At 40.9% G+C, this 12,689-nt stretch carries 10 protein-coding genes; 5 read left to right on the forward strand and 5 right to left on the reverse strand.

The genetic code is table 11. The annotated features are described in order from the left end of the window. Nucleotides 1-14 precede the first annotated feature (14 nt). Genes SANK73390_RS21865 through SANK73390_RS21875 form a run of 3 tightly spaced genes read right to left on the reverse strand, consistent with a single transcriptional unit; the run spans nt 15 to nt 3,127 of the window. Nucleotides 15-1,244, reverse strand: a complete 1,230-nt coding sequence (locus SANK73390_RS21865; protein ID WP_462768403.1) for a lipoprotein-releasing ABC transporter permease subunit — start codon at nt 1,242-1,244, stop codon at nt 15-17. Next, complete coding sequence (lolD, locus tag SANK73390_RS21870) at nt 1,237-1,926, reverse strand: lipoprotein-releasing ABC transporter ATP-binding protein LolD (RefSeq protein WP_261593539.1); 690 nt, start codon at nt 1,924-1,926, stop codon at nt 1,237-1,239. The genes SANK73390_RS21865 and lolD overlap by 8 nt, the downstream gene beginning before the upstream one ends. Continuing rightward, complete coding sequence (locus SANK73390_RS21875; RefSeq protein ID WP_462768404.1) at nt 1,919-3,127, reverse strand: FtsX-like permease family protein; 1,209 nt, start codon at nt 3,125-3,127, stop codon at nt 1,919-1,921. The genes lolD and SANK73390_RS21875 overlap by 8 nt, the downstream gene beginning before the upstream one ends. Nucleotides 3,128-3,281: 154 nt before the next feature. On the opposite strand from SANK73390_RS21875, the gene SANK73390_RS21880 reads away from it, so the two are divergent. Further along, nucleotides 3,282-4,973: a SulP family inorganic anion transporter gene (locus SANK73390_RS21880; RefSeq protein ID WP_462768449.1), complete on the forward strand. Its 1,692-nt coding sequence runs from the start codon at nt 3,282-3,284 to the stop codon at nt 4,971-4,973. Here SANK73390_RS21880 and SANK73390_RS21885 read toward each other — a convergent pair. Next, the gene (locus SANK73390_RS21885) at nt 4,915-5,796 is read right to left on the reverse strand and encodes a LysR substrate-binding domain-containing protein (RefSeq protein ID WP_462768405.1); all 882 of its coding nucleotides are present in this window, start codon (nt 5,794-5,796) and stop codon (nt 4,915-4,917) included. The two genes, SANK73390_RS21880 and SANK73390_RS21885, sit on opposite strands and share 59 nt — an antisense overlap. A gap of 111 nt (nt 5,797-5,907) precedes the next feature. Here SANK73390_RS21885 and SANK73390_RS21890 point away from each other — a divergent pair, with 111 nt between their 5' ends. The 4 genes from SANK73390_RS21890 (at nt 5,908) to SANK73390_RS21905 (ending at nt 10,767) form a co-directional block, all read left to right on the forward strand. Next, nucleotides 5,908-7,032 (forward strand): S-(hydroxymethyl)glutathione dehydrogenase/class III alcohol dehydrogenase, encoded by a 1,125-nt coding sequence (locus SANK73390_RS21890; protein ID WP_462768406.1) that lies wholly within the window; start codon nt 5,908-5,910, stop codon nt 7,030-7,032. Nucleotides 7,033-7,040: 8 nt separating this feature from the next. Continuing rightward, complete coding sequence (gene fghA / locus SANK73390_RS21895) at nt 7,041-7,883, forward strand: S-formylglutathione hydrolase (RefSeq protein ID WP_462768407.1); 843 nt, start codon at nt 7,041-7,043, stop codon at nt 7,881-7,883. A gap of 249 nt (nt 7,884-8,132) precedes the next feature. Further along, a complete protein-coding gene (locus SANK73390_RS21900; protein ID WP_462768408.1) occupies nt 8,133-10,028 on the forward strand; it encodes a DUF294 nucleotidyltransferase-like domain-containing protein in 1,896 nt (631 codons plus the stop codon). A gap of 37 nt (nt 10,029-10,065) precedes the next feature. Further along, nucleotides 10,066-10,767: a 3'-5' exonuclease gene (locus tag SANK73390_RS21905; RefSeq protein WP_462768409.1), complete on the forward strand. Its 702-nt coding sequence runs from the start codon at nt 10,066-10,068 to the stop codon at nt 10,765-10,767. A gap of 234 nt (nt 10,768-11,001) precedes the next feature. On the opposite strand, the gene SANK73390_RS21910 is transcribed toward SANK73390_RS21905, so the two are convergent. Then, nucleotides 11,002-12,582, reverse strand: coding sequence for a BCCT family transporter (locus SANK73390_RS21910; protein WP_462768410.1), 1,581 nt, complete (start codon nt 12,580-12,582; stop codon nt 11,002-11,004). Between the last annotated feature and the right edge of the window lie 107 nt (nt 12,583-12,689).

Genomic DNA, 12,689 nt, shown 5'->3' on the forward strand with positions numbered 1-12,689 from the left:
TGTATGGCTTCAGTTCAAGAATTACCAAGCACTTGAGCTGGATTAGTTTTTGTTGCTTGCCAAGCTGGGTACACACTCGCAAGTAATGCTAAAACTAAAGTCACTGTCAATGTGATAATAATATCTGACCAAATTAACTTTGAAGGTAAAAATTCAACAAAATAAACGCCTGCAAGCGGATTGCTATTTGCTTCTACAAAAGCCGCATTAAATAAGTCAGGTAAATTTATCGCCAGCAACACACCAACAGCGGTGCCGATAAAAGCCCCTATTGCAGCGTATGTGATCCCTTGCAAAGCAAACGTTGCAAATATTGTGCTATCTTTAGCCCCCATTGTTTTCAAAATAGCAATGCTGGCTTGTTTCTCTTTTACTTCCATGACCATTGAAGACACAATATTAAAACTGGCTACCGCGATAATGAGAAATACGACTAAGAACACAATGGTTCTCACCATTTGAATATCCTGATATAAGCTTCCTTGTGTTCGAAACCAGCTATTTACATAAACAAGGTCAGTAAGGCTCTGACCTGCGTTCATAGCAATATCATGCGCTTGAAAAATGTTATCGACTTTTGCCCTTAAACCGGTCACCTGAGAAAGGCTAAGGCCTAGCGTATTTTGTAATGCATTTAAATGAGTTAATGCTAGGGATTCGTCAACCGGACCGCCCATATTGATAATGCCAACAAGCTCTAATGATAAACGTTTCGGTGCAGCCAAAGGTTTATCTGCATGTTGATTTGCAACAAGAATTGTTATTCTATCCCCGATAATTGCACCCAGTGATTGCGCTATTTTTTTGCCTAAAACAATTTCATTTTGCTTAAGTTGGACGATATTCTTACCTTGTATATAAGCACCAATTCCCGACACTTTTTGATGTAACCTTGGGATAACAGCTTTGAGCTGCGTGGCTTTTAATTTGCCTTTATATTGTACCATTGCGGTTAGGTTAATCTCTGGTGTAGCGGCAAGAATGTTTGGATGCTGCTCTAACTGCTCAACCTTTTTCGGCCAATTATCAATGGGTTCGTAAGGCGCTTGATAACTCACATGTGGTACGACCGATAACAAACGCTCTTCAAGCTGTTGCTCAAAGCCATTTATCACTGATAAAGCAATAATCAAAACCGTTACGCCTAACATAACCCCAAGAGTTGAGGCTTTACTTAACAAACTTACGATACCTGTTCTGCGCTTTGCTTGTCGAAACCGCTTGCTTAAATATGCACTAAGCATGGCTTACCTCAGCAAGCAAACCATCATCGAGTTGAACACTTCGGCCAAGTTTTGCTGCTAATTCTAAGTCATGGGTCACAACGACAAAACTGGTATTCAACTGTTTATTCAATTGCGTTAATAATTCATAAATACGCACCGCATTATACTTGTCTAAATTACCGGTTGGCTCATCAGCAAGCACCAAAGATGGCTTAGTAACCAGTGCTCTTGCGATTGCTACACGCTGACGTTCTCCGCCTGATAGTTCAGACGGTTTGTGTGAAGCACGCTGCTTTAAACCCACACGCTCTAACATTGCTAACGCTTCTGGATGTGCTTGTTTAGCACTCATTCCACTTATCAACAGTGGCATTGCAACATTTTCAAGCGCGGTAAACTCCATCAATAAGTGGTGAAATTGATAGATAAAGCCCATGTTTTGATTTCTAAAATCAGCTTGCTTTGAACGAGAAAGTTGACCTACCTGCACTCCCTTAATACTGACACTACCTGATGACTCAGTATCTAATGTGCCTAAAATATGTAGGAGTGTACTTTTACCAGAGCCGGAACTGCCTACTATCGCCAGCATTTCACCTTGGCGAACTTGTAAGTCAACCCCCTTTAGCACATCAACTTGTGCTTTCCCGTCTTGATATGATTTGCCCAGCTTTTGGCAATCTATCACTAACTCATTCATACCTTAATACCTCTGCTGGTAGAACACTGGCTGCTTTTTTTGCTGGATACAAAGTTGCAATAAAACTCATTAAAATGCTGACTAAAGCCATTGTTAATAAACCTGACTGTGAGAAAACCACCGGTAAACTTGCTCCTCCAAGTAATGACAACCCCGTAAATGCTAAAATTTCATTGATATAATTAGCAACTAAAATACCAAAAACAACACCTATCATTGTACCAATCAAACCATTGTATAGTCCTTGTACCATAAATACTCGGCCTATCATTTGTGGCGTAAACCCTAACGTTTGTAAAATGGCAACTTCACCTTGTTTTTCTCTTACCATCATAGATAAAGCTGACAATATGTTGAATATAGCGACTATCACAATAAGTCCTAATAAGAACGACATAATACGCTTTTCCATTGCAACAGCAGCAAATAATGTTCCCTGCTGTGACTGCCAATCGTCGATGTCAAAATCACGCTTTAGTTGCGGGTTTTCAAGATAAAAATCACTCAGAGCAAATGCATCATGCAAAGTTATACTCACGTCATATTTGGCTCTGTTTATACGTCGCATCAGCCTCGCTAAACTCTTACCGTCAGCAAAAGCCAAAGCCGTATCAGCTTCGCTGTTTGAATCATAGATAGCAGCAACAGTAAAAAGGCGTTGCATGGGTATACGTCCAAGTGGTGTATAACTTGAAACATCAGGTAAAATTACTCTAATTTCTTCACCAACTCCTACACCTAGTTTGCTGGATAAATAACGGCTTATCATCAACTGATATTTACTATTTTCCATTCGCGTACTAGACCCACTATAAATATGCTGCTCTACAGGGTTACTATATCCCGAAAAAACCCCTTGCAGCCTTACGCCTAAAAGTTCTTTATTCGTTTGCAAAATTACATCTGAGGTTAAATAAGGCTGTATACGTTTTACCTGTTTATTATCTCGTAACTTTTTGAGTAACTCTGTGTTATCACCTGAATTTGAGGTGTGGCGAAGTTGCACATGCGGAATTAAATCAAGCATGGCGGTTTTAAGCGACTGTTCAAAACCATTCATTACCGAACTCACAGTGATCAAAGACATCAATCCCAGTGCAATCCCTGCAATGGAAAAAAACGAGATAAATGAAATAAAGGCGTTACCTTTAGCGGCTTTTGCATACCTTAAGCCAACAAATAGGCTAACTGGCTGATACATATTAATTTTGATGATGTTTGAGGCTAATGTTGCGAATACTATCACAAAGCATGAATACAGGGTACGTAGCAAATTGTAAAAAAATATGGAGTATCTGATAGTTAAATTCAATTTTTGGTGTAAAATGCGTGAACTCTCGCGGCATGGAAGTTTTATGTTGTCTATATCTCGATTTAAACACATGAATTTAAAGGGCGATTTGTTTGGAGGAGTAACTACTGCGATAATTTCCCTCCCGCTCGCTCTAGCATTTGGTGTTGCCTCAGGAGCTGGTGCAGAAGCCGGCATGTGGGGCGCAATTCTCGTGGGTCTTTTTGCGGCCCTATTTGGTGGCTCTACCTCTCTCATTTCTGAACCTACAGGTCCGATGACGGTTATTATGACCGCAGTCTTAACCACTATGATGGCCAAATATCCCGAAACAGGAATGGCTATGGGTTTTACTGTGGTAATGATGGCAGGTGCATTTCAAATTTTACTCGGCACATTAAAACTGGGGAAATATGTGACGTTAATGCCATATAGCGTGATCTCTGGCTTTATGTCTGGTATCGGGGTTATTTTAATTATTCTGCAAATTGCTCCCTTACTTGGCCATAAAGCACCATCAGGTGGTGTTATCGGCACTTTGTCAGTTCTACCCGAACTGGTTATGAACTTGCACTTTACAGAGCTTTTATTAGGTGTGCTTACTTTAGGCATTCTTTTTTATCTTCCGCAAAAATACCGCCAATATGTGCCTGCACAGCTTGTTGCTTTAATTGCGATTACTTTATTCTCAGTGATCTTTTTTGACTCCGATAGCATTCGCCGCATTGGTGAAATTCCCAGTGGTTTACCCGATATTGTTTGGCCTACCTTCGGTGCGGACGTGTTTACTGAAATGATCATTGATGCACTTATCCTTGGTACATTAGGGTGTATTGATACACTCTTAACGGCAGTTATTGGCGATAGTTTGACCAGAACGGAGCATAACTCAGACAAAGAGCTCAGAGGTCAAGGTATTGCTAACATGATCTCAGGCTTATTTGGCGCGCTACCTGGCGCAGGTGCAACTATGGGCACGGTGGTTAACATTCAAGTGGGTGCTCGTTCACCAGCAGCTGGAATTATTCGCGCCCTTATTTTAATGGCCGTGGTGTTTGTGGCGGGCAGCTTAACCGAACCAATTCCTATGGCTGTACTTGCTGGTATCGCCGTTTATGTTGGCTTTAACATTCTCGACTGGAGCTTTATTCAGCGTGCACACAAACTCAGCATCATGCAAATGGCTATCATGTATGGCGTAATGCTATTAACTGTGTTTGTTGATTTAATGGTTGCTGTGGGTCTTGGTGTATTTATTTCAAATATTATTGTTATTGAGCGATTGAGTAGAATGCAAGCTGAGCAGGTCAAAGCAATTAGTGACAGTGATGACGATGTGCCTATGACAGATGTTGAACGCGAATTATTTAACCAAGCACAGGGGCAATTACTGTACTTTTATTTATCAGGGCCCATGATTTTTAGTGTCTCTAAGGCTATCGCCCGTCAACACAGAGATATAGCTAAATATAAAGCAATGGTGCTTGATCTCAGCGATGTTGCAATGTTAGATGTTACCGTTAGCCTCGCTTTAGAAAATGCGATTATTGATGCGCTTGATGCCAACTGTGAGGTGTATATTTATTCACCTAACAAAGAAACCAGTGAGCAATTACATCGCTTTAATATTAATGAACGTTTAGGTGGCAATGCGTTTTGCCAAAGCCGTGAAGAAGCGCTCAACATGGCACTGAGTACTATGCATTCGAGTGAACAAACCCCTGCACAAAATGATCAAGCAACAATCGCAAACTAGTAGGTACATATTGTCTGGGTGGATATACCGCCCAGACCCCTTCAGCCTCAGGCTTAAACTTTGGCAACAGTTCAATCAACTGCCCCTTCTGTAAAGCAGCTTGCACATAATAGTGCGGTAATTGAACTAAGCCCATGCCTTTACAAGCGGCATCTAGTAAAGCCCAGCCACTATTACAGATTAAATTACCATGCACAGTAATATTACGCTCTTTAGCACAATCTAAAAACCGCCATGTACGACTATTACCAATCAAACAAGTATGCTGTGATAGTTCATTTAAACTATGAGGCTGGCCATGATTTGTAATGTAGCTCGGTGCAGCACAGACCAAAGTGCGCCTTGAAGATAATTTTCTAGCCCGAAGGCTTGAATCTTTTAAATGACCAAGTCTGATTGCAACATCAATACCAGCTGCGACAATATCTAGCTGTTCATTACTTAACTGCATTTCCACACTAACCTTCGGGTATTTACGCATAAAGTCATGAACTAATGGCATAATATAGTGCTCGCCAAACATCACGGGGGCAGTAAGCTTTAATACTCCTGAAGGCTGCTGATCACGCTGTCGAAGTGCCAGTTGAGCATCATTATAGGCATGCTGTAAATGTCTTGCATGAGTGAGAAAAACTTTACCCTCTTGAGTCAGTGTGAGAGTACGTGTAGTTCGAGTCAATAACTGATGATTTAACTGTTGTTCAAGCTCTTTTACTCTTCTGCTAACTTGCGCAACCGAAGTACTTAAATTTTTTGCAGCAAGCGTAAAAGAGCCAAGTGTGGCAACCGCAACAAACTCGTCAATACCTGTCCATCTATCCAACATCCATCCATTATTACAAATATGTAAAAGTGTTTTAGTTATTTAGATATTATCAAATATATTAATGCAATTATACTGAGTCCATCATGTATAACCAATGAGAAACAAACCATGTCGGAATTTATTAAATCAAAAGCCGCTATCGCTTGGGGTCCTGGGCAGCCTTTAAGCATCGAAGAAGTTGACGTCATGATGCCAAAAGCGGGTGAAGTACTTGTTAAAATCACTGCTACTGGTGTTTGCCATACCGACGCATTTACGCTCTCGGGTGATGATCCTGAAGGCGTATTCCCGGCTATTTTAGGTCACGAAGGGGCTGGTATAGTCGAAGCGGTAGGCGAAGGAGTTACCAGTGTCTCTGTAGGCGACCATGTCATTCCACTATACACTCCTGAATGTGGTGAGTGTAAATTCTGTACCTCTGGTAAAACTAACCTTTGTCAAAAAATTCGTGAAACTCAAGGAAAAGGTTTAATGCCAGATGGCACCACACGTTTTTATAAAGATGGTGAACCAATCTTCCACTACATGGGCACATCTACATTCTCTGAGTATACCGTGCTTCCTGACATTTCATTAGCGAAGGTTAACCCAGACGCACCACTTGAAGAAATTTGCTTACTCGGTTGCGGTGTTACAACCGGGATGGGCGCAGTTATGAACACGGCTAAAGTACAAGCTGGTGACACCGTCGCAATTTTCGGTTTAGGTGGCATTGGCTTATCTGCGATTATTGGTGCAACCATGGCCGGTGCCAAACGTATAATTGGTATTGATGTTAATGAAAGCAAGTTTTCTTTGGCAACTAAACTGGGTGCCACAGAAGTGATCAATCCCAAAAACTACGACAAACCAATCCAAGAGGTCATTGTTGAAATGACCGATGGTGGTGTTGACTTTTCTTTTGAGTGTATAGGTAATGTTGATGTAATGCGCTCTGCTTTAGAGTGTTGCCATAAGGGGTGGGGAGAATCAGTGATCATTGGTGTTGCCGGTGCTGGACAAGAAATTACTACGCGCCCTTTCCAACTTGTTACAGGCCGCGTTTGGCGTGGCAGTGCCTTTGGTGGTGTAAAAGGTCGTTCTGAATTACCTGAAATTGTCGAGCGTTACATGGCTGGTGAATTTAAGCTTGATGACTTTATTACTCATACAATGAAGCTTGAAGATATAAACGAAGCATTTGATTTAATGCACCAAGGAAAGAGTATTCGCTCTGTAGTGCACTATAAATAAGGGTTATTATGGAACTTGTCGCCAGCAATAAAGTAGTTGGCGGCTGGCATAAGCGATACCGCCACGCCAGCACAACTACGCAATGTGATATGACTTTTGCAATTTTTTTACCCGAGACCGCTAATCATGGAAAAAAGGTACCGGTGCTTTACTGGCTTTCAGGCTTAACCTGCACCGATGAAAACTTTATGCAAAAAGCAGGGGCGTTTAAAACTGCCAATGAACTTGGCATTGCTATTGTAACATCCGATACTAGTCCACGTGGTGAGAGTGTTGCTGATGACCCGGCTGCCAATTACGATTTTGGTTTAGGTGCGGGGTTTTACCTCAATGCAATAATGCCTCCGTTTGATAAGCACTATCACATGTATGACTATGTTGTGAGTGAGCTTCCTCAGCTGATCAAAGCACACTTCCCTGTGACCGAACAACAAGCCATAAGCGGTCACTCAATGGGTGGCCATGGTGCTTTGACCATAGGATTGCGTAACAGCGATGTTTACTCCAGTATTTCTGCCTTTAGCCCAATTGTTCACCCGCAACAATGTCCTTGGGGAGTTAAAGCATTTACAGGATATTTAGGGATAGATACTAGTATTTGGCAGCAATATGACGCAACGGCTTTGCTTTCACAGAAGCAGTTTAAGCAACTAATCCCTATTTTAATAGACCAAGGCGATGCAGACAGCTTTTTAGAAGAGCAACTACAACCTTGGCATTTGCAAAAAGTAGCTGAGAATATCAATTATCCTCTCACATTAAACATGCGAGAAGGCTACGATCATAGCTACTTTTTTATCAGTAGTTTTATCGACGAGCACCTGCATTTTCACGCTAAACACTTTTCTTAAACAATTCACAGAATATAAGGCTTATTTAAACAAGCCTTATATTCCCTAAAGTTAGTAATTTACAGAATATGTAAGTTAAAGTGGCATGCAAGCGTTGAGCACTTTAATGGTTTCAATTAGTTTTACAGCTATGCTTATTCTTCCCACACAAAACTTATAAAAAGTGTTTAGTAGCAAGTGATTATCATTGCAAATTAGCTTACTGTCTCCCACAATAAGGTTAATTCTCTTTTTATATCAAGGCAAACCATGGAAGTCGAACATCAGGAAGTTGCCAATTTCTTGGAAGCATATGCTCCATTTTCTGACTTACCATCAGATGCACTAAACACCCTTGCAAGTAACGTAGAAGTGAGCTATTACCGCTGCGGAAGCCAAATATTTGAGTACGAACAGCAAATCAACTATCTATATGTAATTCGCTCAGGCTCTGTAGAATTACTTCGCCGTTCAGGCGAGTTATATCATCGTATCTCAACTGGTGGTATTTTTGGCCACAGAGGCTTGCTGATGAATCGAAAAGTACGATTTGGCGCAAATACACTTGAAGATACCTTAGTTTATTGTATTCCTGTCGGCATTTTTGATGAATATTGTAATAATTTTGAGTTTTTTGCCGACTATTTCGAAGCAGATGATAACACCCGCTTGAAAATGACCGTCTCTGAGCAAGCTGACAGTAATGACATGACCACTGCCAAGGTCACCAAACTAATATTAAGAGATGTAGTTTATGCTGAACGCAACAGTACCGTTCAGCAAGCTGCACAAGTTATGACTAAAGAACAAGTATCTTCTCTTTTGATCTATGACCCTGCAAAACCTATGGTTGATGACCCTGAAGAAGACGATGCACAAGTGGTTGGCTTAATAAGTGACAGGGATCTACGCAATAAAGTGGTAGCCCAAGGGTTGCCTTATGATACGCCCGTTGCTGATATTATGACAACTGACGTGGTTATTATTGACTCTAATGCTTATGTATTTGAAGCAATGATGTTAATGCTCAGAGACAGTGTTCATCATTTACCAATTGTACATAAACGTAAGCCTATTGGTATGCTCACCTTATCAGATATTTTACGGTATGAGTCACAAAGTAGCCTATTGTTTGTTCGAGGGTTGATGGAGCAACAAAGTGTTGATGACCTTGCCAGTTACGCAAAATATTTAAGTACTATCTTTATTCGTATGGTCAATGAAGATGCCAATTCGCATATGATTGGCTCAGCTATGTCCATTATAGGTAAAACATTCAAACATAAACTACTCGAACTTGCCGAAGCTAAATTGGGACCGCCGCCTATCGCGTATTGTTTTATTGCACTAGGGTCCATGGCACGTGATGAGCAGCTGATAGTTACCGATCAAGACAACGCATTAATACTTGATAATAGCTACCAGCACAACATGCATGGAAAATACTTTGAACAGCTCGCCAAGTTTGTTTGTGATGGCCTTGCTAATTGTGGTTATACCTATTGCGATGGCGGAATTATGGCGAGTAACCCTGCTTGGCGCCTCACTTTTGACCAATGGCAAGCGCAATTCAGTGACTGGATAGAAAACCCTAAACCAGAGGCCCTATTGAATAGCTCTATCTTCTTTGACCTTGAAGGCGTTTGGGGCAAAGTTAAATGGGCTGAAAGCCTTACCAACTTTATTAGTAAAAAGGCGCAGAAAACACCTAGCTTTCTCGCTGCTATGGCGCACAACGCACTAAGAAGAACACCACCTTTAGGGTTTTTTAACGGCTTTGTTTTAGAGCAAGATGGGCAACATCGGCGCTCTATGAATATCAAACGTCGCGGTACAGCGCCCTTATCAGACTTAGTGCGTGTCCATGCATTAGCTGTGGGTTCAAGAAAACAAAATTCATTTGAAAGACTTGAAGACATCAACGAAGCAAACATACTACCGAAAGGGAAAGTACAAGACTTGCAAGCTGCCCTTGAATACATTGCAATTATGCGCATTAAGCATCAATCTTGGCAAATTGAACAAAATGAAAAACCCGACAATAGTCTATCCCCTGAAACACTTTCAGAGTTTGAACAACGAAACCTTAAAGAAGCATTTGGTGTTTTAGACAAAGCACAAAGCTTTTTAAAATTCAGATATCAAAACAAATCAATAATGAAGTAAAAATAGGATTGCTTTAAATGAAACAGTGTAGCTAGTTATGCAGGGTAATATCATTTCGTGGCAAAGTCGTTTTCGACGATTAGCACAAACATCAAAAGACACTCGCTTAAAAGCGTTTTATCAACAAGGTGTAGTAGACCCTTTTGGCACGTTAGCACAAAGCGACTTTGTTGCCCTTGACTTTGAAACTACAGGGTTAAACCCAAATAAAGATGACATAGTCAGCGTGGGTATTGTTCCTTTCAACTTAAGTAGGATCTGTTGTGCTCAGGCAAAGCACTGGTTAGTTAAACCAAGCTGTATATTAGCTGAAGAGTCCGTAACATTGCACCGAATTACGCATTCTCAAATTGAGCAAGCACCTGATTTAACAATTGTTTTAGAGGAAATATTAGCGGCGATAACAGGTAAAGTTATCGTGGTACATTATCAGTTTATAGAAAAGTCGTTTTTTCATGCTGCTTTAATGGCTAGATTAGGTGAAGGAATTGAATTCCCGGTCATCGATACCATGGAAGTAGAAAAAACAGCGAAAAATAAGCAAAGAAGCTGGCTTGATAAACTTACCAACAAAGCAATACCATCGCTTCGGTTGGCTGATTGTAGAAAACGTTATGGCCTTCCCTATTATCAACCCCATCATGCTTTGTCTGATGCATTGGCAACTGCAGAACTATTGCAAGCTCAGTCACAATATTATTTAGACCCTGCAACCATGATCAAAGACATATGGCGCTAACCAACCCCTATGCATTGGCATAAGACACATAAACAAGCGAAACCTGGGTTTTAGTAAAGATATTCAGACCTTTATCAAGAAGACGACAGACGTATCTTTGGGCACTGCCGTCTTCCTCGTTAGTCTCATTGTTGAGCCTATTTCGTCATTGTGAACTTGTTGCAGGATCTCATTACTTTAAACGAATGATATTTAGCCTGAGCCGCACTTTTTACACAAAAACTCTATGTAAATTTAATAGCTACTTTTAGGCTCTGTTCTTAATCCCAATATCAAACTAACACACATGAGCAATAGCACGAAAGTAAATGGTAAACCGGTAGATATGGCACCTGCTTGTAGTGCCTCTATTGCTTCTTTACCACCTATCCAAAGCAACGCCGCAGCAATTGTGCCTTCAACACTTGCCCAAAAAATACGCTGTGGTACTGGCGCATCAATTTTACCACCCGCTGTAATACTATCTATAACCAATGAGCCCGAATCAGAAGAGGTAATGAAGAATACCAATACCAGTAAAATCGCAACAACTGATAACAATCCACTCATAGGTAAATTTTCAAACATTTGGAACATAGCTAATGGCACTTCAGTTAAACCATCACTCCCTAACGCACCAATACCATTTTTAACTTGATCAATAGCCAACCCGCCATAAATCGACATCCAAAGTACCGTGACTAAAGTTGGGATCAGTAACACTGCAATAATAAACTCTCTAATAGTACGTCCTTCAGAAACACGCGCAATGAACATGCCTACGAACGGTGACCAAGAAATCCACCAAGCCCAATAAAATACGGTCCAACCTTGAAACCAAGCTTCATCCTCTCGATTATGTGGATTACTCAATGGAATGATATTTTCTACATACCCCATCAAAGTAGTCGGTACATTCCCAAGCGCAACCGCAAAACCAGCGATACAAACAAATAATAGTAGTGCAAAGGCAATGAGCATATTTGCATTACTCAGCAGTTTAACACCCCCATCTATGCCACGTACGACAGATATAATCGCCAAAGCGGTTACACCCGCAATAACACCTACTTGTAAACCAAGTCCCGATTCAATACCAAAAACATGCTCAATACCAGCGCCAGCTTGTTGTGCGCCTAAACCTAATGATGTAGCAAGACCAAATAGCGTTGCGAGCACCGCCAATATATCAATAATATGACCTGGCCAGCCCCAAGCTCTATCACCTAATATAGGATAAAAAATTGAACGAATTGATAACGGTAGTCCCTTATTGTATGCAAAAAAGGCCAGTGATAATGCCACTATCGCGTAGATAGCCCAAGGGTGTAAACCCCAATGGTACATGGTTGCACCCATTGCCACTTTTGCTGCTTCAGGCGTATTTGCAGTAACGCCCAATGGCGTTTCATACCAACCAGTGTAATAAGCTACAGGTTCAGCAACCCCCCAAAACATTAAGCCAATACCCATTCCAGCAGCAAATAACATAGCTAGCCAAGACAAAGTAGAATAGCTAGGTTTTGCATCGGCCCCACCGAGGCGTATTTTACCAAAAGGTGATATAACCAACACCAGACAAAAAACTACAAATAAATTGGCTGACCACATAAATAGTGCGTCAAATGTACCTATAATATCCCACTTTATGCCATCTAAAGTCGCTTTAGCTACTTCAGAATCAACAAGCAAAATGGCAACTAAAAAGGCTAAGATTAAACCTGCGCTCACACCAAACACTGGATTATGTACATCAAAACCCCATTTTTGAACGTTATCTTGTCCGACCGTATAGTCAGTATTGTCGATACTGTACTTATCGTGGTTATTACCCATGATATCCTCTTTTTTTGATTGTGATACGACACCAAACCATTTGTACCGTTACTTTCTTCACAGCACACTAAAAGTGCTGATAAGACTAAGTTAGCTTAGTAAGTCAC

Source organism: Pseudoalteromonas sp. SANK 73390 (assembly GCF_054966645.1).

Bases quoted from the DNA above. Each gene is read 5' to 3' on its own strand.
- SANK73390_RS21865 (WP_462768403.1), bottom strand. From the start codon at position 1,244: ATGCTTAGTGCATATTTAAGCAAGCGGTTTCGACAAGCAAAGCGCAGA.
- lolD (WP_261593539.1), bottom strand. From the start codon at position 1,926: ATGAATGAGTTAGTGATAGATTGCCAAAAGCTGGGCAAATCATATCAA.
- SANK73390_RS21875 (WP_462768404.1), bottom strand. From the start codon at position 3,127: ATGTATCAGCCAGTTAGCCTATTTGTTGGCTTAAGGTATGCAAAAGCC.
- SANK73390_RS21880 (WP_462768449.1), top strand. From the start codon at position 3,282: ATGTTGTCTATATCTCGATTTAAACACATGAATTTAAAGGGCGATTTG.
- SANK73390_RS21890 (WP_462768406.1), top strand. From the start codon at position 5,908: ATGTCGGAATTTATTAAATCAAAAGCCGCTATCGCTTGGGGTCCTGGG.
- fghA (WP_462768407.1), top strand. From the start codon at position 7,041: ATGGAACTTGTCGCCAGCAATAAAGTAGTTGGCGGCTGGCATAAGCGA.
- SANK73390_RS21900 (WP_462768408.1), top strand. From the start codon at position 8,133: ATGGAAGTCGAACATCAGGAAGTTGCCAATTTCTTGGAAGCATATGCT.
- SANK73390_RS21905 (WP_462768409.1), top strand. From the start codon at position 10,066: ATGCAGGGTAATATCATTTCGTGGCAAAGTCGTTTTCGACGATTAGCA.
- SANK73390_RS21910 (WP_462768410.1), bottom strand. From the start codon at position 12,582: ATGGGTAATAACCACGATAAGTACAGTATCGACAATACTGACTATACG.